The 25684-nt window shown below is 64.4% G+C and carries 25 protein-coding genes; 7 read left to right on the forward strand and 18 right to left on the reverse strand.

Going from position 1 to position 25684, the window contains the following annotated elements; genetic code table 11:
* Positions 1-153: 153 nt before the first annotated feature.
* Positions 154-1494: an MFS transporter gene (locus tag ACIP02_RS21185; RefSeq protein WP_400620119.1), complete on the reverse strand. Its 1341-nt coding sequence runs from the start codon at positions 1492-1494 to the stop codon at positions 154-156.
* Between the two features lie 416 nt (positions 1495-1910).
* Here ACIP02_RS21185 and ACIP02_RS21190 point away from each other — a divergent pair, with 416 nt between their 5' ends.
* Both ACIP02_RS21190 and pcaQ read left to right on the forward strand, forming a co-directional pair.
* Entirely contained in the window at positions 1911-2840 is a 930-nt protein-coding gene (locus ACIP02_RS21190) for a helix-turn-helix transcriptional regulator (protein WP_400620122.1), read from the forward strand.
* A gap of 10 nt (positions 2841-2850) precedes the next feature.
* Complete coding sequence (gene pcaQ, locus ACIP02_RS21195) at positions 2851-3783, forward strand: pca operon transcription factor PcaQ (protein ID WP_400620125.1); 933 nt, start codon at positions 2851-2853, stop codon at positions 3781-3783.
* On the opposite strand, the gene ACIP02_RS21200 is transcribed toward pcaQ, so the two are convergent.
* From ACIP02_RS21200 to ACIP02_RS21250, 11 genes are all read right to left on the reverse strand, one after another.
* Complete coding sequence (locus ACIP02_RS21200) at positions 3774-5120, reverse strand: TolC family outer membrane protein (protein WP_400620128.1); 1347 nt, start codon at positions 5118-5120, stop codon at positions 3774-3776. The two genes, pcaQ and ACIP02_RS21200, sit on opposite strands and share 10 nt — an antisense overlap.
* The gene (locus ACIP02_RS21205; RefSeq protein WP_400620131.1) at positions 5090-6661 is read right to left on the reverse strand and encodes a DHA2 family efflux MFS transporter permease subunit; all 1572 of its coding nucleotides are present in this window, start codon (positions 6659-6661) and stop codon (positions 5090-5092) included. The genes ACIP02_RS21200 and ACIP02_RS21205 overlap by 31 nt, the downstream gene beginning before the upstream one ends.
* Entirely contained in the window at positions 6658-7722 is a 1065-nt protein-coding gene (locus ACIP02_RS21210; RefSeq protein WP_400620134.1) for an HlyD family secretion protein, read from the reverse strand. Before ACIP02_RS21210 ends, ACIP02_RS21205 begins: the two co-directional genes overlap by 4 nt.
* An 80-nt stretch (positions 7723-7802) precedes the next feature.
* Positions 7803-8603, reverse strand: a complete 801-nt coding sequence (locus ACIP02_RS21215; RefSeq protein ID WP_400620136.1) for a DUF3050 domain-containing protein — start codon at positions 8601-8603, stop codon at positions 7803-7805.
* 41 nt (positions 8604-8644) lie between these two features.
* A complete protein-coding gene (locus ACIP02_RS21220) occupies positions 8645-9616 on the reverse strand; it encodes a fatty acid desaturase (RefSeq protein WP_400620139.1) in 972 nt (323 codons plus the stop codon).
* A gap of 10 nt (positions 9617-9626) precedes the next feature.
* Positions 9627-10454 (reverse strand): SDR family NAD(P)-dependent oxidoreductase, encoded by an 828-nt coding sequence (locus ACIP02_RS21225; RefSeq protein WP_400620142.1) that lies wholly within the window; start codon positions 10452-10454, stop codon positions 9627-9629.
* A complete protein-coding gene (locus ACIP02_RS21230; protein ID WP_400620145.1) occupies positions 10451-11596 on the reverse strand; it encodes an acyl-CoA dehydrogenase in 1146 nt (381 codons plus the stop codon). Before ACIP02_RS21230 ends, ACIP02_RS21225 begins: the two co-directional genes overlap by 4 nt.
* Positions 11597-11600: 4 nt before the next feature.
* Positions 11601-12044: a type II toxin-antitoxin system RatA family toxin gene (locus ACIP02_RS21235; protein WP_400620148.1), complete on the reverse strand. Its 444-nt coding sequence runs from the start codon at positions 12042-12044 to the stop codon at positions 11601-11603.
* 9 nt (positions 12045-12053) lie between these two features.
* On the reverse strand, positions 12054-13310 hold the full coding sequence (locus tag ACIP02_RS21240; RefSeq protein ID WP_400620151.1) for an aspartate aminotransferase family protein: 1257 nt from the start codon (positions 13308-13310) through the stop codon (positions 12054-12056).
* A gap of 4 nt (positions 13311-13314) precedes the next feature.
* Positions 13315-14388, reverse strand: coding sequence for an SDR family oxidoreductase (locus ACIP02_RS21245; RefSeq protein ID WP_400620154.1), 1074 nt, complete (start codon positions 14386-14388; stop codon positions 13315-13317).
* 200 nt (positions 14389-14588) lie between these two features.
* The gene (locus tag ACIP02_RS21250; RefSeq protein WP_400620157.1) at positions 14589-15326 is read right to left on the reverse strand and encodes a helix-turn-helix domain-containing protein; all 738 of its coding nucleotides are present in this window, start codon (positions 15324-15326) and stop codon (positions 14589-14591) included.
* Between the two features lie 270 nt (positions 15327-15596).
* Between ACIP02_RS21250 and ACIP02_RS21255 the strand changes: the two genes are divergently transcribed.
* The 4 genes from ACIP02_RS21255 to ACIP02_RS21270 all read left to right on the forward strand — a co-directional run bounded on the left by ACIP02_RS21255 (position 15597) and on the right by ACIP02_RS21270 (position 17893).
* Entirely contained in the window at positions 15597-16349 is a 753-nt protein-coding gene (locus ACIP02_RS21255; protein ID WP_201205990.1) for an FKBP-type peptidyl-prolyl cis-trans isomerase, read from the forward strand.
* Between the two features lie 288 nt (positions 16350-16637).
* Positions 16638-17078, forward strand: coding sequence for a YkvA family protein (locus ACIP02_RS21260; RefSeq protein ID WP_400620160.1), 441 nt, complete (start codon positions 16638-16640; stop codon positions 17076-17078).
* 111 nt (positions 17079-17189) lie between these two features.
* Entirely contained in the window at positions 17190-17528 is a 339-nt protein-coding gene (locus tag ACIP02_RS21265) for a multiprotein-bridging factor 1 family protein (RefSeq protein WP_400620163.1), read from the forward strand.
* Positions 17525-17893: a hypothetical protein gene (locus ACIP02_RS21270; protein ID WP_013971408.1), complete on the forward strand. Its 369-nt coding sequence runs from the start codon at positions 17525-17527 to the stop codon at positions 17891-17893. Before ACIP02_RS21265 ends, ACIP02_RS21270 begins: the two co-directional genes overlap by 4 nt.
* A gap of 374 nt (positions 17894-18267) precedes the next feature.
* On the opposite strand, the gene ACIP02_RS21275 is transcribed toward ACIP02_RS21270, so the two are convergent.
* Positions 18268-20349, reverse strand: coding sequence for a carboxy terminal-processing peptidase (locus ACIP02_RS21275; protein ID WP_400620167.1), 2082 nt, complete (start codon positions 20347-20349; stop codon positions 18268-18270).
* A gap of 144 nt (positions 20350-20493) precedes the next feature.
* Here ACIP02_RS21275 and ACIP02_RS21280 point away from each other — a divergent pair, with 144 nt between their 5' ends.
* Positions 20494-21456, forward strand: coding sequence for an NAD(P)H-quinone oxidoreductase (locus ACIP02_RS21280; RefSeq protein ID WP_400620170.1), 963 nt, complete (start codon positions 20494-20496; stop codon positions 21454-21456).
* 107 nt (positions 21457-21563) lie between these two features.
* Here ACIP02_RS21280 and ACIP02_RS21285 read toward each other — a convergent pair whose 3' ends face one another.
* Genes ACIP02_RS21285 through ACIP02_RS21305 form a run of 5 tightly spaced genes read right to left on the reverse strand, consistent with a single transcriptional unit; the run spans position 21564 to position 25640 of the window.
* A complete protein-coding gene (locus ACIP02_RS21285) occupies positions 21564-22217 on the reverse strand; it encodes an HAD family hydrolase (protein ID WP_400620173.1) in 654 nt (217 codons plus the stop codon).
* Positions 22218-22231: 14 nt separating this feature from the next.
* Positions 22232-23221 carry an ABC transporter ATP-binding protein gene (locus ACIP02_RS21290; RefSeq protein WP_400620176.1) on the reverse strand — a complete coding sequence of 330 codons (990 nt, stop codon included), beginning with the start codon at positions 23219-23221 and terminating at the stop codon, positions 22232-22234.
* A 1-nt stretch (position 23222) separates the two neighbouring features.
* Complete coding sequence (locus ACIP02_RS21295) at positions 23223-24017, reverse strand: ABC transporter permease (RefSeq protein ID WP_400620179.1); 795 nt, start codon at positions 24015-24017, stop codon at positions 23223-23225.
* The gene (locus ACIP02_RS21300; protein ID WP_400620182.1) at positions 24007-24837 is read right to left on the reverse strand and encodes an ABC transporter permease; all 831 of its coding nucleotides are present in this window, start codon (positions 24835-24837) and stop codon (positions 24007-24009) included. The genes ACIP02_RS21295 and ACIP02_RS21300 overlap by 11 nt, the downstream gene beginning before the upstream one ends.
* Positions 24834-25640, reverse strand: a complete 807-nt coding sequence (locus tag ACIP02_RS21305; RefSeq protein WP_368977973.1) for an alkaline phosphatase family protein — start codon at positions 25638-25640, stop codon at positions 24834-24836. The genes ACIP02_RS21300 and ACIP02_RS21305 overlap by 4 nt, the downstream gene beginning before the upstream one ends.
* Between the last annotated feature and the right edge of the window lie 44 nt (positions 25641-25684).

Below are 25684 nucleotides of genomic sequence, written 5' to 3' on the forward strand. Positions count from 1 at the left end.
GGGGTTGGGTTGGACTATCCAAGTAACCTGTGCCGGCCTCTTCGCGGCTAAAGCCGCTCCTACAAGGGGCGGTGTTGCCCTCGGGGTTGACGCTATCCCTGTAGGAGCGGCTTCAGCCGCGAAGAGGCCAGCATAGCCACCACACCTCTAGGTTCAGGCAAACGTCTTCAGCTCAATGCGATACAACTTCCCAAGCAGCAGCGAATACGAAAGCGTCCCCATCAACGCCACCCCGCCAATGAACCAGAACGCCATGGCGAACGAACCGCTGGCATGCACGATCGCGCCAATCACGATCGGCGTGACGATGCCGCCAATGTTCGCAGCCAGGCTGGTGACCCCGCCTGTCAAACCGATCAGCTCCTTGGGCGCCACTTCCGACACCGCTGCCCATGACGACGAAGCAATCCCCTGGGCGAAGAACGCCAGGGTGAGGACGGCGATGCACAGCACGTTGGAGTCGGTGAAGTTCACCAGCACGATCGACATGCCCAGCATCGAGCCGACCACCAGCGGCAGCTTGCGGGCGAACGATAGCGAGTAGCCCTTGCGGATCAGCAGGTCGGAGACGATGCCCGCCAGCAGGATGCCGACCGTGGCCCCAATGAACGGCATGACCGCGAAGATGCCGACCTTGATCAACGTCAGCTGGCGCTCTTCGATCAGGTAGGTGGGGAACCAGGTCAGGAAGAAGTACAGCGCCGAGGTGCTGGCAAACTTGCCCAGGCAGATCGCCCAGACCTGGCGGTAGCGGAACAGCTCGGCGACTTGGCGCCAGTCGAAACGGGTGCGTTCCTGGCTGCTCTTGACCAGGCCACCGCCGTTCTCGATGTAGGCCAGTTCTTCCTTGCTGACCTTCTTGCAGTTCAGCGGGTCGCGGTACAGGAACAGCCACACCACGCCGAACACGATGCCGACCAGGCCGGTGCTGTAGAACACGTGCCGCCAGTCGTAGGTGGTCGCCAGCCACAGCAGGGCGCCGGTGAACAACGCAGTGCCCAGGTACTGGCCGCACACGTAGATGCTGCTGGCCATGCCGCGCTCGCGGGCGGGGAACCACACGGTGACGGCGCGGCTGTTGGCCGGGAAGGCCGGGGCCTCCATGGCGCCGACCGCCAGGCGCAGGCCGAACAGCGAGGCAAAGCCGCTGGCCAGGCCCTGGGCCACGGTCACCGCCGACCAGCTGATCAGCGACACGCCGTAGGTCAGGCGCGAGCCGAAGCGGTCGGCGATGAAGCCTGCCGGCACCAGGGCCAGGGCGTAGGTCCAGGCGAAGGCGGAGAAGATCAGGCCCATCTCGACCTTGTCCAGGCCAAGGTCCTTGGCCATGAACGGCGCGGCGATGGAAATGTTCACCCGGTCGACGTAGTTGATGATGGTCGCCACCAGCAGCAGCGACAGCATGAACCAGCGGCGGCGGGTGGGCAGGCGCTGGGCAGGGGCCGCGTCCAGCGCGTACGACGACGCGGCGCGGGGGGTAGGCGTGCTCGACATGAGTCGACCTCGTTTGTTGTTGTTGGTAGAGGTTGGGCTGCAGTCCCTTTACTAAGGTGGTCGTACAACGTTTTGAATGCAACGGTGGTTTTAGACCGTTTTTTTCACTGGAGGCGGGGGAGGGCTGAACTGTCCAAAAAAACGGAAGGCGGGGTTTTGGCTAGGATTTCTGTTGGATGTCGCATTTTTAGCGGGCTGTGGGCGTTCAGGGTTGCGCGGGTTTTTGCAGACAGGTTTAATTTGATGAGTTTGGACATCGTACAACTTGTATTGCCTGTTCCGGCCTCTTCGCGGGTAAAACCCGCTCCTACAAGTACAGCGCAGCCCTCAAATGCTGCGCGGACCTTGTAGGAGCGGGTTCACCCGCGAAAGGGCCCGCACAGGCAACCTCCTACCTACAGCCAGGAGCCAGCCCAATGCCCCCAAAGCGCGAGGTCCCGACCTACGTCATGCAGCAGCGCAGCGAGCTGATGGACTTCTACATCCGCGACCAGCGCGGCCGCCCCGCCGAAACGGCGCCGCATCGCCACGAGTACTTCCAGATCCAGGTCAACCTCGGCGGCGACACGGTGCAACACATCGGCAGCGTACAGCGCCCGTTCAGGCGCAATACCCTGGCCTTCATCCTGCCGCACCGGGTACATGTGATCCCGCACCCGCTCGACAGCGACTTCGTGGTGATCAACTTCTCGCAGACGTTCCTGCTGCCGCACCTGGCCTGCGACCCGATGGACCTGGAAGAGGTGTCGATCCTGCAGGCGCCAGAGCTGTCGCCGTTCCGCTTTCAGGAGCATCTCGACTTCTGCCTGGGCGAGGCCGACTTTGCCGAACTGCGGCAAGTCCTGGACCGCATGCGTGCACTGGATGCCAACCGCCGCTTCGGCACCCGCGAAATCCTCAAGGGCCTGTTGCTGCAACTGATCGGCCAGGTCTGCGGCCTGTATGCCGAGCCGCTGCGCGAACTGGCCGACAGCAATGCCGCGCAACTCAGCCGCCGCGCTGCGCTGGGCCGCATGAGCGAATACCTGCGCCGGCATATCGACGACCCCGACCTGAACCTGCAGAAGGTTGCCGCCGCCACCTACCTGTCGCCCACCTACCTGACCCACTGGCTGCGCAAGGAAATCGGCAAAACCTTCAGCGAACTGGTGCTGGAGCGGCGCATGCACGCCGCACGCAACTACCTGCTCAACGGCAGTCGCCCGGTGGGCGAGGTGGCGCGGCTGTGTGGCTTTGCCGACGAAGCCTACTTCTCCCGGCGTTTTCGCCAGATCCACGGCCTGCCACCCGGGCAGTTCCGCCGCCAGCAACGCGACCCGGATACGCCGCAGGTGGCGATGCGGTAAGCTTGCCGGCATGAACCTCGACACCCGCATCAAGTACCGCCACCTGCTGTGCTTCCTGGAGATTGCCCGGCAGGGCAGCCTGGCCAGGGCTGCCGACGTGCTCGCCATCAGCCAGCCGGCCATCTCCAAAACCCTCAAGGAACTCGAAGACCTGCTGGAAACGCGGCTGTTCGTGCGCACCCGCCAGGGCGTCGAGCTGACCCCGGCCGGCACGCGTTTCATGCGTTACGCCGGGCCCAGCGTGCAGGCCCTGCGCGATGGCGTCAGCAGCCTGCGTGGCGAGGCGCGGGCGCCGTCGCAGGTGCGTATTGGCGTGTTGTCCACGGTCGAAGGCCTGCTCATGCCCGAGGTGTTGTGCCGCCTGCACCAGCGCCATGAAGCGCTGGTGATCAGCGTGGTCACCGGGGTCAGCGCGCAATTGCTCGGCCAGCTGCACCTGGGCGAGCTGGAGCTGGTGGTCGGGCGCATGACCGACAGCCCGCAGATCCAGGGCCTGTCATTCGAGCACCTGTACAGCGAGTCGATGAGCCTGGTGGTACGCCCGGGGCATCCGCTGCTGGCCAGTACCCCGGTAGAACGTGCCCAAGTCGGGCGCTACCCATTGGTGTTGCCGCCAGCCGGCACCACCATCCGCCAGCACGCCGACAGCCTGTTCGTGCAGTGCGGCATCCAGATGCCCGCGCAGCGCCTGGAAACCCTGTCGCTGGCGCTGAGCCGGCGCTACCTGTTGAACAGCGACGGCCTGTGGGTGGCGCCGCGTGATGCGGTACTGCTCGACTTGCGCCGTGGCGAGCTGGTCGAGCTGGACCTCGGCGTGCGCGAGCCCGGCGGCTCGGTCGGCATCTGCCGCAATGCCGCCTTGCCGCAGAGCCTGCCGGGGCAGTGGGTGTGCGAAGTGCTGCGCGAGGTGGCCGGGCAGTACCGCGAAGGCGCCTACCCTTGAACCCGCGCGGTGAGCAGGGCACTAAGGGCCTTGAGGTTGTCGTCGCTGAGGCTGCCGCTGGCCGCCATCAGGCGTAACTGGGCCTGCAGGATGGCGTAGCGCTGGCGGGCCAGTTGCAGGCGGGTACGGGTCAGCTGCTGTTCGGCGTCCAGCACGTCGTTGCTGATGCGCGCCCCGGCCTCGAAGGCATGCGTGGTCATGCGCAGGTCACTCTGGCTGGAGCGCAGGGCCTGTTGCAGGGCCTGGTACTGGCTGATGCCGCCCGTCAGGTTGAGGTAGGCCTGGCGCGCCATGAAGTCGGCCTCGCGCCGGGCATCTTCCAGTTCATCCTCGGCAGCACCCTGCAGGGCGCGGGCCTCGCGGGTGCGGCTCTGGGTGCCACCGCCGGCATACAACGGCACGCTGAGCTGCACGCCCACCACCGTCTGGGTGTACTTCTCTTCGGGCACGGTCACGTCATACAGGCTGCCACCGACCGAGGCAAAGCGGCCATGCGCGGCCACCAGGTCGAGGGTGGGCAGGTGGCCGGCCTGCTGCTTGTCCACTTCCTGCCCGGCGATCAGTCGGCGGACCTCGGCGGCCTGTACCTTCAGGTTGTGCAGGCGCGCCTGGTCAGTCCAGGCATCCAGGCGGGCCGGTTGCGGGCCACTGAAGGCCACCTGATCGTCCAGCCTGGCCAGTTCACCCGGGGTGCTGCCGGTCAGTCGGGCGAGGGCCTGCTGGTTGAGGCGCAAGGCATTGCCGGCGGCAATCTGCTCGGCCTGGGCCAGGTCGTAACGGGCCTGGATGCGTTGCACCTCGTTCTCGGTGCCCGAGCCTTCGCGGCGAAAGCGCTGCGCCTTGTCCAGTTGCTGGCCGAGGGTTTGTACCTGCTGGCGGCTGGTGGCCAACTGGTCTTCGGCCAGCAACAGCTCGAAGTAGGCGTCGGCCACGCGCAGCATCAGGTCCTGGCGCGCGGCGAGCAGGTCGATTTCGCCGGCGGTGGCCAAGGCCTTGCCCTGTTCATGGCCGATTACGTTCTGCCAGCGCAGCAGCGGCTGGATCAGCACCAGCGCGTAGGCATTGGAGTTGTCACGGTTGCGCGTGGCCGCGCCGCTGTGTTCGCGGTCGACCCACGCCGCGCCGCTTTCCAGCGACAGGTGCGGCAATAGTCTGGCCAGCCCTTGCGGGGCCTTTTGCGCCGCTGCCAGTTGGCGTTGCTCGGCCGCGGCATAGGCCATGTCATGCCCCAGGGCCTGCTGGTAGGTCTGGTACAGGTCGCGGGCCTGGGCCGGGCTGGCGCAAACCAGGCTCAGCACCAGCAACGCTAGGCGGATGGGTGTGCATTGTCCGAACACGTCACGGACTCCTTTGCAAGTGAGGGCTTGGGTTGGCGGGGGTTGCGCATCAGCAGCACCATCGGCACGCCAATCAGCATCACTGCGCCGAGCAGGCCGAAGAGCATGCTGAAACCGAGCATTTGGGCCTGTTCCCGGGCCTGGATGAAGGCCAGCACGGCATTGGCCTGGTCGGCGCCGAGCAGGTCGGTGGAGAGCCGCCGCGGGTCAAGGTTGGCCAGGTCCCAGCCGCTGGCGAGCAGGCGGTTTTCGTCGACATGCTCGGCCAGCTGGCGGTAGCGCGCCCAGGAGAACCGCGTGAGCAAGGTGGCGGCGATGGCAATACCGACGCTGCCCCCCAGCTGGCGCATCAGGTTGAGCACGCCGGAGCCGACCGAAATCAGCTGTACCGGCAGTTGGCGCATGGCCAGGTTGGTCAGTGGCACAAAGATCATGCCCAGGCCGAAACCACGGATGATCAGCGGCCAGTACAGGGTGTCGGGGTTGCTTTGCAGGGTGAACTGGGTGTGCAGGTACATGGCGTAGCCGTAAACCAGAATGCCCACGCAAATGAAGTAACGCTCATCGATGCGGTTTTCCTGCGACAGCTTGCCGATCACCAGGGTGCTGACCGCGCTGGCCAGGGCCCCGGGGAAAATCACCAGGCCGCTTTGATAGGCGCTTTGCTCCAGCAGTGTCTGCAGCAGCAGTGGCACCATGAACAGTGTGCTGTACAAGCCGAAACCGACGCAGAAGGCACACACCGAACCGAGCAGGAATTCGCGGTTGTTGAACAGCGCCAGGTTGACGATCGGGTTGGCCACCCGCCGCTCCCAGTAGCAGAAGCCCAGCAGGCCCAGCAGCGCCAGGGCCAGGCACAGCAGGCTCAGGTCCGACTCCAGCCAGTCCCAGTGTTCGCCACGCTCCAGCAAGATCTGCAAGCTGCCGACACCCACGGCAAGCAGCACGAAGCCCAGGTAATCGATGCTTTGCGGGCGCCGTTCGTTGGCCGAGTCGTCCACGCACAGCCATGCCAGCAGCAGGGCCAGCGCACCAATCGGCAGGTTGATCAGGAAGATCCAGTGCCAGGAAAATTCATCGATCAGGTAGCCCCCCACCGACGGGCCAAGGGTCGGCCCCATCATCACCCCGACGCCATAAAGGGCCATGCCGGCGCTGACCTTTTCCTTGGGGAACACGTCGTAGATGATCGCTTGCGAAATACCCAGCAAGCCGCCCCCGGCCAGGCCCTGGATGACCCGCCAGAACACCATCTGCCACAGTTCTTGCGACAGCGCGCAACCCAGCGAGGCCAGCACGAACAGCGCCGACGACACCAGGTAGTAACGGCGCCTGCCAAACCAGGCCGACAGCCAGCCGCTGGCCGGCAGGATCACCACGTTGGCGACGATATAACCGGTCGAGACCCAGGAGATTTCGTCCACCGACGCGCCAAAGCTGCCCATCAGGCTGGGGATGGCGACGTTGACGATGGTCACGTCGAGCAGCTCCATCATCGAGATCAGGGTGACCGTCATGGCCACCAGCCACGGCGACCTCATAGGGTTTGCCCGCTGTCGCGGGTATCGACCTCGACGAACACGCTCATGCCCTGGCTAAGCGCCTGCTGCATGGCCGTGGGTAGTTCGCGGAACTCGATGCGTGCCTGAATGCGCTGCACCACCTTGGTGAAGTTACCGGTGGCGTTTTCCTGCGGCAGCAGCGAGAAGCGCGCGCCGGTGGCCGGCACCAGGCTGTGCACCACGCCGTCGAACTGTTGCCCGGGGAAGGCATCGACGCTGATCCGCGCCGGTTGGCCGACACGTACCCGGCCGATCTGGGTTTCCTTGAAATTGGCCACCACCCACATGCGCTCGGTGCTGACCAGGCTCAGCAGCTTCTGCCCGGCCACCACGAACTGCCCGGGTTGCACATCCTTGTGCACGATCACCCCGTCCCGGGGTGAACCCTGGCGGGTGTCCTGCAGTTCGATGCGGGCCAGGGCCAGGGCCGATTCGGCAGCCTTGATCCGGTACTCTTCAACCTTCAGTGCTGCCTGGTTGGCCAGGGTGCCTTCGCGGGCCGCCGTGGAGTTGTCGCGGGCCGCCTGCAACTGGTGGTTGAGGGCATTGAAACGGGCCTGCGCGGCTTCCAGGTCCTGGGTGCTGACCACCCCTTGCTCGGCCAGGCGCTGGGTGCGCTGGTAGTCGCTGCGGGCCTGTTCTACGTTGGCCACCAGCTGGCCGATGGTGGCCTGCGCCGCCTGGCTGCGTGCGGCCGCGCTGCGCACCTGGCTGTCCATCAGGCCGGGCATGCCGCCCTGGCCGGTGGCCACCAGCGCGCCCAGGTAATTGGCCCTGGCCTGTTCGACCCGTTGCTGGTATTCGTCCTCACGCACCTGGAACAGCAAGTCGCCCTGGTTCACGCGCGTGTTTTCGTGCACCGGCACCTGCACCACCACGCCGCTCAGGCGGGCGCGGATAGGGATGATCACACCTTCCACTTCGGCGTTGTCGGTGCTGACGTACTGCCGTGCGTATTGCCAGCGTTGCAACCCCAGCACTGCCAGGCCTGCAATGACCAGCACCGAAACTGCCAACTTGGCGTACTTGCCTTTCGTCATGTCACACGCTCTCATCCTTGTCGTTGTGGGCCATCACCCCTTTGCCTGCGCCTCAGGTGCGCGCAGGCAAGGGCTAATGCTTAGCCTGCGGCTGCGGCGAAGGTGGCCTGTGCGTTAGCCGCAACACGCTGGTGCAACTGCTCCAGCACGCCATCCCACAGCACCGTGCGGGCGACCAGCGCGTCGCCGGCGCTTTTCGCCAGGGCCTGCTGTTGCGCCGGTTCGCTGACGATTTCGGCAATGATGCGTTTGGCTGCCGGGCCGTGGTCGTCGCCGTCCATCTCGATGTGGCGCTTGAGGTAGTAGGTGAGCATCGGCACGCTGGCTTCATCGATGGCCCAGCGCTGCAGCAGGCCGCCGAACATGTCGGGGATGATGTCTTCGCGGCCGAAGAAGAAGTACGCCAGCACCTGCTCGGTAGAGCCGTGCAGGGCCACGTCCAGGGTCTTGCTGACGAACACCTTGGCCGGCAGCGGGATGTCGACATTGGTCAACGCCTGGGCCAGTGGCACGCCGGCTTGCAGCAGCGCCTGGAACTGGCGGAACGGGCCGGTATCGGCGCCGATCTCATCCATGGCGCTGAGGTACAGGTCGAGGTGGCTGATGAAGCCGCCGTCAGGGTGCTCATCGGTTTCCTCGCCGGTGACGATCTCGTTGATCAACCGCGCGGCAATGATGTGCCGCGGCGGCAGCCAGGGCAGGCTGACACAGGTCAGGTCGCGCTGGATGCGCTTGAGCAGGGTCATGAAGTCCCACACGGCAAAGACATGGTTCTCCATCAGCAGGCGCACATCATCCAGGGTGCTGATACGGGCGAACAGCGGGTGTGCCAGCAGGGTGCGGCGTTCGTTTTCAATCAGTTCATCTACGTCAAAAGACATACTCGGTTCCTTGAGTGTGGGGGTTGCTCACCGGGTGTGAATCACTGCCCGGGGCTGCCTGGCGGTGGCATCGTTTGCCAGGCGCCGGCATAGGGGAAACGTGCCTTGCAGTAGCGCAAGGCGCCGAAAAAACGCGGTTCGAGCAGCGCCTGGCGGCCTTCGTACCAACCGCTGGCGAGCAGTTGCCGGTGCAGGCGCGGCAGGCGCCAGCACGGCACCCGCGGGTACAGGTGGTGCTCCAGGTGGTAGTTGGAGCCCAAGTGCAGCAGGGTACTGAGGCGGGCGGTGCGCGAGCGCGCCACCGGCATCGCCACGCTGGTGTCGAAGGCATGCTCCTGATAGGCGTTGAGGGCCGATATCAACAGCGCCAGCAGCAAGCACCCGGCCACGGCCGGCAGCAGCAGCGGCCATTTCGCCGCCAGCAGCAGCCACACGACCGGCCACAGCAGCTGGCAGGCCAGGTTGACCCTGGCCAGCAAGCGGATCTGCCCATCCGGCAGCGGCAGCGCGCCGTTGACCTTGGCGCCGGGCAATGCCAGGCGCACGGTTTGCAGCAAGTACCAGGCGGTGGCATGCAGGCGCGACAGCAGCAGCCGGCTCAGCGCCAGGCGGTAGCGCCGCAGCAGGCGCCAGTCCGGGTCCTTGGGGCCGCCGTTGTAGCGATGGTGCTGCCAGTGGTCGACGAAGTAGCCGGTGACACAGAAGCCCGTCAGCATCGAGCTCAGCAGCACCGCCAGCAGGCAGCTGTACAGGCGGTTGTCGCTGAGGTTGAAGTGGAAGCCCTCGTGGCCGAGGATGCCCTGCAGGAACAGGCCGTAGCCGGCCAGCAGTAACAGCGGCAGCAACAGCGGCCATGCCTGCGGTGCCCACTCGAGGGTGGCCACCAGCAACGCCAGCGGTGCCGCGAACAGCAGCAACGCATAGCCGACCACCAGGGTGGTTTCCAGCGCCGACGGCGTGAGCAGGCTGCGTGCCGGGCGTAGCGTGGGCTTGTCCAGTGCCAGTTGCGTCATCGGCCCGGCCTCAGTCGATCAGTTCGGGCTTGAGCGCCAGCTGGCCGGCCTTGCTCAGGCTGCGCAGGCGCAGGCTGATAAAGGCATCGACCAGGCTCGGCAGCCAGCGCGCGGTGTACATGGCCACGCTGCCGAGGAAGGTCAGCCCGCGGTTGCGCAGGCCATGCTGGGTGCAGGCGCGCATCAGGCCATTGCTGGCGTCGTCGAGTTTTTCTTCCAGCGACAGCAGCACACGCTCGCCGCGCTTGAAGCTGACCAGGCGCTTGACCGACAGCCCGACCCGTTCGGCCGGGTCGTGAATGGCAGTGTCGATGAAGCCGGGGAACACCGTGACCACGTCCAGTTGGCCTGGGTACTGCATGCGCAGCACATCCGAATAGGCGCTCATGGCCCGCTTGCTGGTGGCATAGGCGGCGACGTAGGGCGCGTTGACCAGGGCAAACAGCGAAGACACGTTGACCACCTTGCCACGCTTGCGCAGCAGTGCCGGCAAAAACCGCGAGGTCAACTGCCAGGGTGCCAGCAGGTTGACTTCCAGGGCGCGGCGCACGTCATCGTTTACCCCGGTTTCGCCCCGTTCCAGGGTCAGCACCCCGGCGTTGTTGACCAGGATGTCGATGTCGCCGAAACGTTCAAGGATCGAGGTGGCGGCTTCATCCAGGCGCTCGCGGTCGCACAGGTCGAGCAGGTAGTAGGCATCGAAGTTCAGGGCCGTGTGCGGTTCAAGCCGGTCAATGCCGATCACGGTTGCCCCTTGGCGCTTGAGCTTGCGCGCGGTTTCCAGGCCCAGGCCGCGTGCCGCGCCGGTAATGACGACAATCTTGTTGAGCAGTTTCAAAGGGTGACTCCATTGGCGATGCTGAAGGTGGCGCCTTGCAGGTAGCGGTCGAGGTTGGCCGTCATGCTGAAGCGGCCGGGCGGGTGGAACTGCAGGCCACGGGTACTGGCCAGCCAGTCGCAGCCCAGGTTCGAGCGGATGAACGCCAGGCCACCGAGCATCTGGTGGGCCAGGTCGGAGGCGCTGGCCAGTTGCTGTTCGATGCCGTAGCGGGTCAGCAGCAGGCGTGCCAGCAAGTCGTCGGCGTTGCCTTGCAACTGATCGACTTCGTAGGCCAGGCCCTCCAGCGCGCTCAGGCACAGTTGCGCCTGGCAGGCCAGTTGCACCCGCTGCTGGTCGCTCCAGCGGCGCTCTTCGATGGCCCATTCCACCAGGCCCATGCAGGCCCCCAGGTAGCTGGCGCTGATCAGCAGCTCGAACCAGATGAACCCGATGGTCTGCACGTCGCCCAGCTGTGATTTCAGCCCGGCGGAGAAAATCATCTTGTCGCTGACGTAGACATCGTCCAGGCGCAGCTCCAGGCTTTGCGCCGCGGCCAGGGCACTGTTGCCCCAGAACGGGTGGTGGCTGATGCCGGGGGCGGTCGCGGGGATCAGCGCGATCATCAGTTCTTCGCCGTGCTCACTGGCGCGGCTGTAGCTTGCCGTCAGCAGGTCCATCGAACTGCTCAGGCTGCACGGTTGCTTGCTGCCGCTCAGGCGTACGCCGTCGGCCAGTTGCACGGCTTCCATGCCGGCATCGAGGATGCCGCCACCGGGCACGCCTTCGGCGAAGCCCGAGGCCAGCAGCAGGCGTTGCTGGGCGATGGCCGACAACAGCAGGCCTTCGGCGCCTGCGCCGTTGTTGGCGACTGCGACCAGGCTGGCCACGGAAAACTGGTGCATGGTGCTGGCCACGGCCAGCGAAGGCGACAAGGCACCCAGGGCCAGTTGCACGTGCAGCGCTTCGCGGGCGTTGGCACCCAGGCCGCCACCGGCCTTGGGCACCAGCAAGGCCACCGGGCCGGTATGTTTGAACCAGTCCACCACCGGGCTGCCCGCGGCTTCGCGCTGTTCGAACGGCAGCTCGGTCAGCAGCTTGGCAAAGTCCGGGGCAAAGCGTTGCAAGGTTTGCCGGGCGTTGTGCAGGAGTGACAGGGGCATGGCATCAATCCTTGATCTGGCTGTTCGGGAACAGGCCATGAATGATGGCGCTGATGTTGTCGCGGATCGCCTGGCGAGCGACCGGGTCGAGCATGTCGGCCAGCATCGGCAGGCCCAGGTCGAAACAGGAGCGGAAGGCGATGCTGGCGCCTTCGGCGGTTTCGCTGACTTGCCACGAGCCGGAAAAATGGTCGATGTCGCCCGCGGTCTGGCGGAAGTGGATATGCAGGTTGGCCGGGTCGAACACGTCACGTTCCTGCCACTTGAGAATGCCGCTGTGGAAGTTCACCTCCCAGTTGCTCAGCACCTCGTGCTCATGGATCGCTTCGATCTCGATGTTGCGCACCGACTCGCACAACTGCGGGTAGACGCTGAAGTTGCTGATGGCGGCGTAGACCTGTTGGGCACTTTGGCTGGGAACATGGGCGTTCAGGCTGACTTCTTTCATTTCGGTGTCCTATTCAAAGGTTCGGGCAAGGGCGCGCGCGAAACCGCCGAGCAGCCATTCAACGTCGCTGTCGCTGTACAGGGCCGGCGGCGTCAGGCGGATAACCCGGTGATCGTTGAGCGAATGGTTGACCACGATGCGTTGGTCGATCAGGTGCATGACCATGTTTGCCGCCAAGCCGGCATCGGCGAACTCCAGGCCCAGCAACAGGCCGGCGCAGCGCAGCTGTACTTCGGCGCCGCGCGGGTGCTGGCGCAGTACGTTGTGCAGGCCCAGTTGCAAGCGTTGCCCCAAGGCGGCGGCGCGCGTCACCAGTTGTTCGCGCTGCATCACCTGCAGGGTCGCCATTACCGCCGCCATGGCCAGCGGGTTGGCGCCAAAGGTGGTGGTGTGCATCAGCGGGTTGCGATTGAGGGGCGCCTGCATGTCGGGCGTGCAGACCATGGCGCTGACTGGCACGCAGCCACCGGACAGGCTTTTGCCCACCAGCAGAATGTCTGGCACCACGCCCTCGTGGTCGCAGGCCCACCAGCGCCCGGTGCGGCCCATGCCCGACTGGATTTCATCGGCAATCAGTACCGCGCCGTACTGGTCGCACAGCGCCCGCACCTGCTGCAGGTAGCCAGCCGCAGGCACGATCACCCCGGCTTCGGCCTGCACCGGTTCAAGGATCACGCAGGCGCGTTCGGGCTGCGCCTGCAACTGCTGGCGCAGCGCTTCAATATCACCGAATGGCACAAAGTGGCTGTGGCCCAGGCGGTCGTCGAACGGCGAGCGATACAGGTCGCGCCCGGTCACCGCCAGCGCGCCAAGGGTCTTGCCGTGGTAGCCACCCAAGGTCGAGATCACCTGCTGGCAGCCGTTCAGCCAGGCCAGCTTCAGGGCGGCCTCGGTGGCTTCGGTGCCGGAGTTGCAGAAGTACACGTACTGCAGCGGGGCAGGGCACAGCGCAGCCAAGGCGGCGGCGGCCTGGGCCTGGAACGGGTTGAGCATCAGCTTGCTGGCCATCGGGTGGCTGTGCAGCTGGCGGCTGACCTGTTCGACCACCTGCGGGTGCGCATGGCCGAGCAGGAACACGCCGTAACCACCGGCATCGAGGTAGCGGTTGCCGTCCATGTCGAACAGGTAGACGCCTTCGCCAGCCACCTCGATCGGCAGGTTCATCATCGATGCCAGGCGGGCATAGCCGGCATTGACATGGTCACGGTACTGCGTGCGCACGCGCTCGGCGTCGAGCCCTTCGGGCAAGGGAGTGAAGCTGTTCATCGTCTCAGGCCTCCATGGCCAGTTCGCCACGGCTTTCACCCGCTGCCGGAATCTTCAGCATGCGTTGCATGGCCGAAAGCTTGGGCGACAACCGCGCCAGGGTCAGGGCCAGTTCCTGGCGCGGCGAACGCATGGCCAGGCGCTGGGCCGGCAACAGTTGCTCCAGCGAGCTGGGCAGCGGCTGCAGCAGGCTGGCGTAGCGGCACAGTTGGGTGGCGCGGCCGAGGGCGGCGCGGATGTTCTCTTCCAGGGCCGGCAAGAACACCGGGCGCACCAGGCGTTCATAGATGTCGGGGTTCATGCAGCGCGGCCGCTGGAAGGGCTTGCCCTGGTCGTGCATTTCCACGCACATCAGGTCGAGCAGGGTGCGAATGTCCAGCGCCTGAGGGCCGTTGCTGAGGAAGTAGTCGTCGCCGATCAGGCGCTGGTCCAGTGCGCTGGCAATGCCAGCCGCCGCCACGTCGCGGGCGATCACATCGACCCGCCCGTCTTCCGGGCACGGGATGATCGGCAGGTAGCCCGACATCATCAGCCCCATGGTCAGGTGAAAGCCCTGCAGCATGGGCATGTGGCCGCTGTGGCTGTCGCCAATGATGATTGACGGGCGGAAGATCGACACCGGTACGCCGGCATCGCGCACCAGGCTTTCGGCCTGGCGCTTGACCACTTCGTACGGGGTCGAAGGCATTACCCCGGGGTGGTAGTCGCACGGGTGGGTGAAGGCGGTGCTGATGTGGTACAGCGGTACGTCGGCGTCGCGGACAAACGCCAGCACCTGCTCGGTGCCTTGGTAGTTGACCGAGAACACCGCTTCGGCGTGGCCATCCAGGCGGGTGATGGCCGCGCAGTGGATGACCCAGTCGACCCGCTTGGTCAGCGCCAGGTAGTCCGCGCTGGACAGGCCCAGGTTCGGTTGGCAGATGTCACCGCGCAGGGTTTCGACCCCAGGGTGGCGGATGCTGCTGCGACGGGTCAGGCAGACCAGGTGGTAACGGTCGGCCAGTTGGTCGATCAGGGTATCGCCCAGTACGCCGGCGCCGCCGGTAAGGAAAACGGTCAGCCGTGAGGGTCCTGACATGGGCTAGCACTCCTTGCTCGCTAGGTTGATGAAGTGGCGTGTGCCATGGCGCTCGTCTGCCTGGCAGCCGCAAGGGGGCCAAGGACCGGAACGATTAAAAAAGCCGACCTGTGTGCCCTGGGTAAAAGGCGGCCGGCAAGTGGCCCTGCGCCTGGTGGTGGAGACCCCGGTTGGCGCGGGCTGGAGGGGATGATGGCGATTTAGAACTGCGGATTCTTGAATGAATCGCTTGTATTGCGCAGCACCATGGCGACGCGGCTGGGCGACATGCCGACCATGCGGCGCATCATGCGGGTGAGGTGGGCCTGGTCAGCGAAACCGCCGGCCATGGCGGCATCGCTGAGGCTGGCATCGTGGGCAAGGGCGTGGCAGGCACGTTCAAGTTTGCGCCAGATGATCCACTGCGACAGCGGCACGCCCATCTGCCGCGTAGCAAAAAAACGCAGGCGCGGGCTGGACAGGCCCACCGCGCTGGCAGCACGCGATACCGCGCCGATACCGGCCCAGTCCTGGCGCAGCAGGTTCAGGGCATTGGACAGGCGGGGGTCGAAGCTTTCGGGGGGGACCAGCTTGAGTTCCAGCGCTGCCACCACCTCGTGGAAATTGGCGGCATGGCGCACGCAGTCGACGATGTCCTGGCTGACAGCGGCTTTGCCACTGTCGTCGAGCAAGGCTTTCAGTGCGCGGCCAAGGGGGGCATCCGGGTAGCAGTAGAGAAAGGCGACGCGGTCCGGGTTGGGCAGTGAACGGTGGTCGACGGAAGGCCCGATCAATACCCCAGGCGCGGTGAGCACCTGCTTGCCGAACTCCACCGTGATGTCGTAGCGCAGGCCGATGCACAGCTGGATGGCGACATGGGCATGGGCAGCAGTCTGGTCGGTATTGCCGGTGTAGCCCAGCCAGTAATCACCGAAGGTGACTGCTCCATCCCATCTCATTGTGCATCCCGAAAGCCTGTTCTAGATAGCCTGGCCGCTATCGCGCCAGTATCCTGAAAGCGGCAGATGATAGCGTTATGGTATATCTTGGTCGATACAAAGCGTAACGAATGATCTTTTGCACTCATTAAGGCTTTTCTGCCGCGCGCAAGGCTGTGGAACTAATCCCCGTTTGCTGGCTCTTATGCCGGTAGCCATGGGTTGGGAACGCCTGATAAGCTCGCGGCTTCTACCCTGATTGCCCTTATGGCGCATGAACAAGGAAATCACATGAAACAGCATCGTTTGGCGGCTGCGGTTGCCCTGGTTGGCCTGGTACTGGCTGGCTGTGATCAACAGGCCAGCAGCCCCGAGCTGAAGACTCCGGCGCAGAAAGCCTCCTACGGAATCGGCCTGAACATGGGCAAGAGCCTGGCTCAGGAAGGCATGGAAGACCTTGATTCGAAAGCAGTCGCCCTCGGCATCGAAGACGCCGTTGGCAAGAAAGAACAGCGCATCAAGGACGAAGAGCTGGTAGAGGCCTTCACCGCCTTGCAGAAACGCGCAGAAGAGCGCCTGGCCAAGGCCAGCGAAGAAGCGGCTTCTGCCGGCAAGAAGTTCCTTGAAGAAAACGCCAAGAAGCCGGGTGTTGTCACCACCGCTTCGGGCCTGCAGTACGAAGTGGTCAAGAAGGCCGACGGCCCGCAGCCCAAGCCGACCGATGTGGTCACTGTCCACTACGAAGGCAAGCTGATCGATGGCAAGGTATTCGACAGCTCCGTCGAGCGCGGCAGCCCGATCGACCTGCCGGTCAGCGGCGTCATCCCGGGCTGGGTCGAAGGCCTGCAGCTGATGCACGTTGGCGAAAAGTACAAGCTGTTCATCCCGGCTGAACTGGCCTACGGCGCGCAAAGCCCAAGCCCGCTGATCCCGGCCAACTCGGTACTGGTGTTCGACCTGGAACTGATCGCCATCAAGGACCCGGCCCAGCTGCAAGGCGCCGAGCCTGAGGCTGAAGCCCCTGCCGAAGCCCCTGCCAAGTAATCTGGCAGGTTGTCGAAAACGCCCCGTCCTCACGGGGCGTTTTCGTTTGTGGCGATTGGACGAACCTGCAACTGCTGATACTGTCCGAGGAAATGCAGCGTGAAGAAGTAGGAAGCTTCTGACGCAAATCGTTTGCGGTGCAGGTAGCCACCGTATGAAACGACTGTGTAAAAAACGCCCGATCTGACCGGGGCCCTTGCCTGGCAGGCACCCGGGGTCAGAAACTTCGCCCTGTTCACAAGGTTATCCACAATAAATGTGGATAACCTTTTCCCTCTCGGAGGCTCCATGAGCGCACCCTGGAATTTCGCCCGTTTCCTGCCCTTGGCAGAGCGCCTGCTCAGCCGCGGCCGGTTGCCGGCCTTGCTGTTTGCCGTGGCGCGCAAAGGCCCGCGTATCGGCCAACTGCGTGAAGACGTGAAGCTGCTGCAGTCGTTGTGCCTGGCCTGGTGGCGTGGCGAGTACCGCGCCATCAGCCCCAAAGCCCTGGTCACCATCGTGGCTGGCCTGCTGTATTTCGTCAGCCCCATCGATGCCATCCCCGACTGGCTGCTGGGTGTGGGCTTTCTGGATGACGTCGCGGTACTGGGCTGGGTACTGAAGACCGTGGCCGATGAACTGGCGCGCTTCAAGGCCTGGCGCGACAGCCAGGCACCCGAGCGGCTGCGCGTGGTCGAGCGCTTGCCAGCCACCCCGGAAGCGCTGCGCCTGGAACGCAATACGCGGTGAAACCGGCCAGTACCGCACCGCAACTGCACAGACCCCGGAGTTGGTAATATAATTGGCATAAGGGTTATGCCTACGGATTACATGCTGTAATCCTATTTAAAGGGGTTTGTAATGGGTATTCAGGTTATCAGCCGGGACGGTCAGCCCGAGTACGCCGTCGTTCCCTGGGAGCAATACCAGGCGCTGCTCAAGGCCGCAGGGCAGGCACCGGCCGAGGCCGGTGTCAGCGAACAGGCCACAGCTGCTGTTGCTGCGCCGTTGCCGGCGTTCAGTGAAGTTGCACAGATCCGCCAGGCCAAGGGCATCGCCCCTGAGCAGTTGGCGCGCAATGTCGGGGTAAGCCCGGCGTACCTGGCCATGATCGAGTCGGGCGAGCGCCAGCCGGATGCAGCTATCCGCCGTGCACTGGCCTGGCACTTGGGGGTGGCAGGCTGGAGCGAGCCATCATGAGCCAGGTCAGGATCAGCCGTCAGCATTGGGATAACCTGCTGGGCGAGCTTGACCTGGCCCGTCGTCAACGCCACTTGCTGACTTACCGCGCGCTGATCGAGCGCTTGCAACTGCCCAGCCCAGCCATGCAGACGCTGACCGCCGCGCTGGAATACCTGGCAGTGCTGGATGCCCGTGCCGAGCAGCCCTTGCGCAGCTCGCTGGTCATCAGCCAAGGCGCCAGCCGTTTGCCGCGTACCGGCTTTTTCGAATGCGTAGAGCGCCTTGGGCGCTTCTCCGGGCCGGTGGATGGCATGGAGGCGGCGTCGTGGCATGCTTCCGAAGTGGTGCGGGTGTTCGAGTACAGCTATCCCGAAACGGCCTGATTGCCAGCCCAGTCGAGATCCCCTGTAGGAGCGGCCTTGCCGGGGCGCCGGACCGGTCGGATGGGGCGCGCAGCTGCCCTAGGATTTGCGCATCATGCAAAATTGCCGGGGCCGCTTCGCGCCCCATCCGACCGGTCCGGCGCCCCGGCAAGGCCGCTCCTACAAGGGACCGCGCAAGGCTCAAGGGCTGTGTTGCCTGTGTAGGAGCGGGTTTACCCGCGAATGGCCGGCATAGGCAACGCATGAGCGGTTCGGCAACGGTCATGACGAATTCCTGAAAATGAAAAGGCCGGGCATCTGCATGCCCGGCCCCCATATTTCACGACAGCGCGATGAATGTTTTCACATTAATCTGCCATCATTGCCGCAACGCCTTACTTCTTAGCCACCTTGGTGCTGGCACTGAGGTAGTCGATCAGGATGCGACCGGTCTCCGACAGGTAAGCGTCGTCTTCCGGCTTGGTGTTTTCATCCTCGGCCGGCAGCGTGTCTTCGTCTTCCTTCTTAAGCTCTTTCAGCGGCTCTTCACCCTTGGCCTTGCGGCGGATGTTTTCCAGTGCCAGCTGCTTGGCCTCGATATCGTCGTGACGGGCGCGACGGTCCTGCTCGTTGAGGCTGACAGTTTTCTCGTTCATCAACTTCTGGGTCAGGGCCAGGCGGTCGCGGATGTAGGTGAACTCGGCATCCTTGTCGCTGCGTGCTTCATGCTGCGCCTTGAGCTGGGCCAGGAACGGTTTGAACGGGTCGGCCGCCGGCTTGACCACCGGGCGAATGGTGTCCCACGGCATGGCTTCTGGCAGTGCGCTCTCGCCGATTTCCTTGGTGTCGATGATCGACGGGTAGTCGATGTCCGGCAACACGCCCTGGTGCTGGGTGCTCTGCCCGGAAACCCGGTAGAACTTGGCCAGGGTCAGCTTCAGCTCGCCATGGTTAAGCGGCTGGATGGTCTGCACGGTGCCTTTGCCGAAGGTCTGGCCGCCGATGATCAGCGCGCGGTGGTAGTCCTGCATGGCACCGGCGAAAATCTCCGAAGCCGAGGCTGACAACCGGTTGACCAGCAACGCCAGCGGGCCCTTGTAGAAGGCGCCGGGGTTTTCATCTTCCAGCACGTCGACACGGCCGTCGCTGTTACGCACCAGCACGGTCGGGCCTTTCTCGATGAACAGGCTGGTCAGTTCGGTGGCTTCCTGCAGCGAGCCGCCACCGTTGTTGCGCAAGTCGATGACCACGCCGTCGACTTTTTCTTTTTGCAGTTCGGTGAGCAGTTTCTTCACGTCACGCGTGGTGCTCTTGTACTCCGGGTCGCCCGCGCGGTAGGCCTTGAAGTCGAGGTAGAAGGCCGGGATCTCGATGATGCCCAGCTTGTAGTCACGCCCGTCCTGCTTGAGCTTGAGTACCGACTTCTTCGCTGCCTGCTCTTCCAGCTTCACCGCTTCTCGGGTGATCGAGACGATCTTGCTGGTCTGGTCGCTAGGCGCGTTGCTGGCCGGGATGATCTCCAGGCGCACCACGGAGCCTTTCGGGCCTCGGATCAGCTTGACCACTTCGTCCAGGCGCCAGCCGACCACGTCGACCATTTCCTTGTTGCCCTGGGCCACGCCGATGATCTTGTCGGCCGGGGCCACCTGCTTGGTCTTGGCTGCCGGGCCTGCCGGCACGAGGCGCACGATCTTGACCTGGTCGTTGTCGCTTTGCAGCACGGCGCCGATGCCTTCCAGCGACAGGCTCATGTTGATGTCGAAGTTTTCTGCGTTGTCCGGCGACAGGTAGTTGGTGTGCGGGTCGTAGGACTGGGCGAAGGTGTTGATGTAGGCCTGGAAGATATCCTCAGCACGGGTCTGGTCCAGGCGCGCCAGCTGGTTCTTGTAGCGCTTGGTCAGGGTTTCCTGGATCTGCTTGGGTTCCTTGCCGGCGATCTTCTGGCGCAGGACTTCGTCTTTCACGCGCTTGCGCCACAGGTCGTCGAGTTCGGCCTGGCTCTTCAGCCACGGTGCGTCCTTGCGGTCGATCAGCAAGGTTTCCTTGGTGGTGAAGTCGATCTTGTCGACGCCCTTGTTCAGCTCGGCCAAGGCGAAGTCCAGGCGTTGCTTGACGCGGTCCAGGTAGCGTTTGTAGATGGTGAAGCCCGGGTCGAGGTTGCCGCTCTTGAGGAAATCGTCGAATTGCGTTTTCCATTTGTCGAACTCGGCAATGTCGGCCGCGGTGAAGTAGCTGCGCGCCGGGTCCAGCAGCTTGATGTAGCTGTCGTAGATGATGACCGAACGGGCGTCATCCAGAGGCGGCTTGCTGTAATGATGGCGCTTGAGCAATTCCACCACGTTGAGGCTGGCGACGATCTCGTCGCGGTCCGGCTGCAGGCTGTCCCATTTGTTGGCGGCCGCCGCATTGCCGCCGAGCGTGAGGCTACCCAGGCCAACCATCAGGGCCAGGGCGGTGCTTGGGAGGAAATGCTTCATGCTGATTTTACGTGGGGGCATTTGATCACGCATAGTAGGCCGTCTATTCCGTTCGCCGGTTCCAAGAGAGCCGGGCGCATACTGCAAAAAGCCTGGGCACGTGCTTGCCCAGGCTCGGTCATATGATTCAACTATGGAGGCACTGTGAAGGCATTGCAAGGCGTTGACGGACATGTGGCCTGGGTCGAGGCCGAACACCCGGCCTGTGACGCGGGCCAAGTGCGCATTCGCGTGGCTGCAGCGGGGCTGAACCGCGCCGATCTGCTGCAGATGAAAGGTTTGTACCCACCACCGCCAGGTGCCAGCCCGTACATGGGCCTGGAGTGTTCCGGGGTGGTTGCCGAGGTGGGTGCCGGTGCCGACTGGCGCGTGGGTGACCGCGTGTGTGCGCTGCTGGCCAGCGGCGCCATGGCCGAGGAAGTGGTGGTCGATGCTCGCCACGTGCTGCCGGTACCCGAGGGCCTGAGCCTGCATGAGGCCGCCGCACTGCCGGAGGTGTATGCCACCGCCTGGCTGAACATCTTCCAGCTGGGTGCGCTGAAGGCCGGCGAGAAGGTGCTGGTACACGCAGGGGCCAGTGGTGTGGGTTCGGCGGCCATTCAACTGTGCAAGGCGTTTGGCAGCCCGGTGTGGGTCAGCGTTGGCTCGGCGGACCGCCTGGCCTATTGCGAGGCGCTGGGGGCCGCTGGTGGCGTGGTGCGTAACCAGAACCTGGACGCGCTGGAAGGCTTCGGGCCGTTCGACGTGATCCTCGACCCGGTGGGTGCCAGTTATGGCGAGCTCAACCTCAAGCTGCTGGCCCGTGACGGGCGCTGGGTGATCATCGGCCTGATGGGCGGGCGCAAGTTCGAGCTGGACCTGGCACAGGTGCTGGGCAAGCGCCTGGAGATTACCGGCTCGACATTGCGTAACCGCGATGACAGCTTCAAGGCCGAACTGCTGCGCGAGTTGCAGCAGCAGGTGTGGCCGCTGTTTGCCGAAGGGCGCTTGTCACCGCAGTTGGTCGATACCTACCCGGTGGAGTTTGCCCAGGCGGCGTATGCCGAGCTGGAGACCAACCAGGTGTCCGGCAAGCTGGTGATGGTGATTGACCCAAGCCTGGCTTAACCAGGCCTGGCCTATTCGCGGGTGAACCCGCTCCTACATAGGGAGCGGTGATCCTTGTAGGAGCGGGTTTACCCGCGAATAGGCCGGCACAGGCGAGCCAATTACTGTCAGGACCAACTCAAAATCGGCCAGCCATTGGTCTCGGCATGCTCGTGCAACACCCCATCCGGGTTCACCGCATACGGGTGATCCACCTTCAACAACAACGGCAGGTCATTCCTCGAATCGGAATAGAAACTCGCCCCCTCCAGGTTCTCCTGCTCCTGGTCCAGCCACTCCAGCAACCGGGTAATCTTGCCCTCGCGGTAGGTCAGCACCCCGTGGGTCTTGCCGGTATATACCCCGTTCACTGCCTCCAGCTCGATCGCCAGGTACTCATCCACCCCCAGCCGCGCCGCAATCGGCCCCACCAGGTGCGTGCCTGAAGCGGAAATGATCAGGATGCGGTCACCGCGCTTGCGGTGTTCGGCAATGCAGCGGCAGGCGTCGCCGTAGATGATCGGCTCGATCACCTCTTCAACCCACGGTGCTACCAAATGCTCGACCTCTTCCAGGGTGCGCCCGGCAATCGGCTCCAGGCTGAAGGCCATGTAGTCCTCCATGTGCAGGTGGCCCTTGCCGTACGCCGCCATCAGCTCATGGTCGCGGCGCAGGAATTCGTTGCCGTCGACCCAGCCCAGCCGGGCCATCTGCTCGCTCCACAGCGACGCGCAGTCGCCGTGGATCAAAGTTTCGTCCAGATCGAAAATTGCCAATGCCATCGTATTGAATCTCCTTAGGCCACTTCGCGCAGCGCCGTGGGGTCGATCGACAAGGATACCCGCTGGCCATCGGCATGCAGGTCGGCCGGGGAGCGGTTGAGCACATCGACCACCAGCTCCACATCGCGCACCTGCACCCGGTAGCGGATCACGTTGCCCAGCAGGCTGTGGCTGCGTACCTCGGCGTCCCGTTCGCCGTTGACGCCCAGGGTAATCGATTCAGGGCGGATCGCCAGGCGGCTGGCCACCGGGCGTTGCAGCAGGCGGCTGGCGCTGTCGGCGTCGAGCAGGTTGTAGTTGCCAATGAAACCGGCGGCAAACAGGTCCACCGGCGCGGTGTAAAGGGTTTCGGCATCGCCGCTCTGGACGATGCGCCCCTGGTTCATCAGGAAGATGCGGTCGGACAGGGTCAGCGCCTCTTCCTGGTCGTGCGTGACGAAGATGGTGGTCAGCCCCAGCTCGCGCTGGATGGCACGTATCTGCTCGCGCAGGTGCTTGCGGATGCGCGCATCCAGCGCCGACAGCGGCTCGTCGAGCAGCAGCAGGCGCGGGCGGGTGACCAGCGAACGGGCCAGGGCTACGCGCTGGCACTGGCCGCCCGACAACTGGTGCGGGTAGCGGCCGGCAAACGTGCCCAGCTCTACCAGCTCCAGTGCCTCGCGTACCCGTTGCTGGCTCTCGTCGGCCTTGACCTTCTGCATGCGCAGGCCAAAGGCGACGTTTTGCTCCACAGTCATGTTGGGGAATAGCGCATAGCTCTGGAACACCATGCCGATGCCGCGCTTTTGCGGGCTCAGCGGCACGATGTCCTGGCCATCCAGCAGGATCTGCCCGCTGTCCACCGGGGTCAGCCCGGCAATGCAGCGCAGCAGGGTGGACTTGCCGCAGCCGGAGGGGCCCAGCAGGGTGACGAACTCGCCGCGTTCGATATGGCAATCGATGTTTTCGAATACCGGGCTGCCGGCGTAGCTTTTTTGCAGTTTCTGTACGCTGACGAAGCTCATGTCAGGACTTGTCCTTGTTCAGGCGGTTGGCAACCCAGGTCAGTACCAGCACGAAGGCAAAGTACGAGATCACCAGCGCGCTGTTGAAGTGGCCGCTGCTGTTGCGCATGTTGTTCAGGTACACCTGCAGGGTCTCGTAGCGGGTGCCGACCAGCAGGTTGGCGAACACGAATTCGCCGAACAGGAACGAGAACGACAGCAGCAGCGCCACCATCAGGCCCTTGCGCAGGTTGGGCAGCACCACCAGCAACGCGGCCTGCCAGGTGCTGGCGCCGAGCAACTGGGCGGCGTCCATCAGGTCGCGCAGGTTTATGGCCTGCAGGTTGTTGGTAATGGCCCGGTACATGAACGGCAGGGCGATGGTGAAGTAGCAGCCGATCAGGATCCACGGCGTGCCGACCATGGCCATTGGCCCGCTGCCGTACAACTGCAGCAGCCCCACCGACGACACCACCGGCGGTACCGCGAATGGCAGCAGGATCAGGATGTTCATCAGCGCGTCGAGCCTGGGGAAGTGGTAGTGGACCACGAACAGCAGCGGCAGGATCAGCACCACCGACAGCAGCAGCGCGCCCACGCATACCAGCAGCGACTGGCCGAAGGCTGCCAGGAAGCGCGGCTCGCTCCACAGCGCGAGGTACCACTTGAAGGTCAGGCCGCTGGGCAGCAGGCTCGCCGACCAGCTGGTGGCCAGCGAGTATAGCAGGGTGCCGGCCAGCGGCAGCAGCAGGATCAGGAACAGCAGGTAGACCACGACGCGGTGGTACCAGCCGCCAGAATGCGAGTCAGCGCGCATGGTAGCTCCGTTTCAGTAGCCATTGGTGCACCACCGTGACCAGTGTCATCAGCCCTACCAGCACCATCGCCAGGGCACTGGCCAGGTTGGGGTCGAGGCTGATGTCACCGGCCACCAGGCCGGCGATGCGGATTGGCAGCACGTTGAAGTTGCCGGTGGTCAGGGCGTACACGGTGGCATAGGCACCCAGCGCGTTGGCCAGCAGGATGACGAAGGTGCCGAGCAGGGCCGGGGTCAGCACCGGCAGGCCGATGTGCCGCCAGAACTGCCAGTGGCTGGCGCCCAGCAGCGCAGCCGACTCGCGCCAGTCTTCGCGCAGGGCGTCGAAGGCGGGGTACAGCAGCAACACGCCCAGCGGGATCTGGAAGTAGGTGTACACCAGGATCAAACCGCTTTTGGAATAGATGCTGAAGTCTTCCAGCAGGCCGACCTGTTTCAGCAGCAGGGTCAGCGCGCCGTTGAAACCGAGCAGGATGATAAAGGCGAAGGCCAGCGGCACCCCGGCAAAGTTGCTGGTCATGTTGGCGAAGGCGCTGACGAAGTCGCGCAGCCTCGAGTCGACCTGGCGCAGCGAATAGGCGCCGAGGGTAGCGATGACGATGCCGAACAGGCTCGACCAGAAGCTGATCTCCAGGCTGCGTTGCAGTGCCTGCAGGTAGAACTTCGAGGCGAACACCTTGCTGAAGTTGGCCACACCCCAGCCGGCTTCCGATTGCAGGCTGTTGATTGCCACCCAGGCCAGCGGCGCGACCTGGAAGATGACGAAGAACACGGCGAACGGCAGCAGGCAGAGCAGGGCCAGGTATCGGCCACGGTTCACTTGAGCAGCTCCCGGCACACCGTCTTGTCGTGCGCGGCGCCCAGCAGTTCGCAGATGGTCCCGCACAGCTCGGTCTGCAGCGGCTTGGCCGCAGGGTCCAGGCTGAAGGCGTCGCCAAAGACAAACAGCGGGACTTCGCGTTCTTCGGCCAGCAGGCCGTTGTGCGAGCGATCGTTGTTCATGCCGTGGTCGGCAGTGACCAGTACCTGGTAACCCTCTTCGAGCCAGCCCGGCAGGTAGTCGGCCAGCAGGATATCGGCGCTGCGCGCGGCGTTGCGGTACTGGCTGCTGTCCAGGCCGTGGCGATGGCCGACGTCGTCGATGCTCATCGGGTGAACCAGCAGGAAGTTCGGTGCATGGCGGCGGCGCAGGTATTCACCGTCGGCCAGCAGGTGCGAGTCGGGGTAGCGGTCGTCCCAGTAGAACAGCCCGTGCTGGATTGGCAGCTTGGGCGCGTGGGTGTGGCGGTCACGCTGCGGGTCGAAGGGTGAGCGGTTGTACAGCTCGCTCATCCAGTGATACGCCGCCGCCGCGGTGCCCAGGTTGGCCTCGCGGGCGTAGTGGAACACGCTGCGCTGGTTGGACAGGCGGTTGACGTTGTTGTGCACGATGCCGCTGTCGATGGGGGGTACACCGGTGAGGATGCATTCGTACAGCGGCCGCGACAGCGACGGCAGTTCGCATTCCACGCGGTACAGCGCGGCGCGGTCGGCCTCGACATAGGCGTGCAGGTGGCCCATGGCGTGGTGGGCGACCTGGTAGTTCAGGCCGTCGAGCAGGACCAGGATGACGTTGTGTTGCATGGTGGCTCCCAATGAGCTGCAAGCTTCTAGCTGCAAGCTGCAAG

It is taken from the genome of Pseudomonas sp. NPDC089408 (assembly GCF_044749445.1).
In the GTDB taxonomy this organism is placed as follows: Bacteria; Pseudomonadota; Gammaproteobacteria; order Pseudomonadales; family Pseudomonadaceae; genus Aquipseudomonas.

Coding starts and splice junctions, on each gene's coding strand:
- ACIP02_RS21185 (WP_400620119.1), bottom strand. CDS start 1,494: ATGTCGAGCACGCCTACCCCCCGCGCCGCGTCGTCGTACGCGCTGGAC.
- ACIP02_RS21190 (WP_400620122.1), top strand. CDS start 1,911: ATGCCCCCAAAGCGCGAGGTCCCGACCTACGTCATGCAGCAGCGCAGC.
- pcaQ (WP_400620125.1), top strand. CDS start 2,851: ATGAACCTCGACACCCGCATCAAGTACCGCCACCTGCTGTGCTTCCTG.
- ACIP02_RS21205 (WP_400620131.1), bottom strand. CDS start 6,661: ATGAGGTCGCCGTGGCTGGTGGCCATGACGGTCACCCTGATCTCGATG.
- ACIP02_RS21210 (WP_400620134.1), bottom strand. CDS start 7,722: ATGACGAAAGGCAAGTACGCCAAGTTGGCAGTTTCGGTGCTGGTCATT.
- ACIP02_RS21215 (WP_400620136.1), bottom strand. CDS start 8,603: ATGTCTTTTGACGTAGATGAACTGATTGAAAACGAACGCCGCACCCTG.
- ACIP02_RS21220 (WP_400620139.1), bottom strand. CDS start 9,616: ATGACGCAACTGGCACTGGACAAGCCCACGCTACGCCCGGCACGCAGC.
- ACIP02_RS21230 (WP_400620145.1), bottom strand. CDS start 11,596: ATGCCCCTGTCACTCCTGCACAACGCCCGGCAAACCTTGCAACGCTTT.
- ACIP02_RS21235 (WP_400620148.1), bottom strand. CDS start 12,044: ATGAAAGAAGTCAGCCTGAACGCCCATGTTCCCAGCCAAAGTGCCCAA.
- ACIP02_RS21240 (WP_400620151.1), bottom strand. CDS start 13,310: ATGAACAGCTTCACTCCCTTGCCCGAAGGGCTCGACGCCGAGCGCGTG.
- ACIP02_RS21245 (WP_400620154.1), bottom strand. CDS start 14,388: ATGTCAGGACCCTCACGGCTGACCGTTTTCCTTACCGGCGGCGCCGGC.
- ACIP02_RS21250 (WP_400620157.1), bottom strand. CDS start 15,326: ATGAGATGGGATGGAGCAGTCACCTTCGGTGATTACTGGCTGGGCTAC.
- ACIP02_RS21255 (WP_201205990.1), top strand. CDS start 15,597: ATGAAACAGCATCGTTTGGCGGCTGCGGTTGCCCTGGTTGGCCTGGTA.
- ACIP02_RS21260 (WP_400620160.1), top strand. CDS start 16,638: ATGAGCGCACCCTGGAATTTCGCCCGTTTCCTGCCCTTGGCAGAGCGC.
- ACIP02_RS21265 (WP_400620163.1), top strand. CDS start 17,190: ATGGGTATTCAGGTTATCAGCCGGGACGGTCAGCCCGAGTACGCCGTC.
- ACIP02_RS21270 (WP_013971408.1), top strand. CDS start 17,525: ATGAGCCAGGTCAGGATCAGCCGTCAGCATTGGGATAACCTGCTGGGC.
- ACIP02_RS21275 (WP_400620167.1), bottom strand. CDS start 20,349: ATGAAGCATTTCCTCCCAAGCACCGCCCTGGCCCTGATGGTTGGCCTG.
- ACIP02_RS21285 (WP_400620173.1), bottom strand. CDS start 22,217: ATGGCATTGGCAATTTTCGATCTGGACGAAACTTTGATCCACGGCGAC.
- ACIP02_RS21290 (WP_400620176.1), bottom strand. CDS start 23,221: ATGAGCTTCGTCAGCGTACAGAAACTGCAAAAAAGCTACGCCGGCAGC.
- ACIP02_RS21295 (WP_400620179.1), bottom strand. CDS start 24,017: ATGCGCGCTGACTCGCATTCTGGCGGCTGGTACCACCGCGTCGTGGTC.
- ACIP02_RS21305 (WP_368977973.1), bottom strand. CDS start 25,640: ATGCAACACAACGTCATCCTGGTCCTGCTCGACGGCCTGAACTACCAG.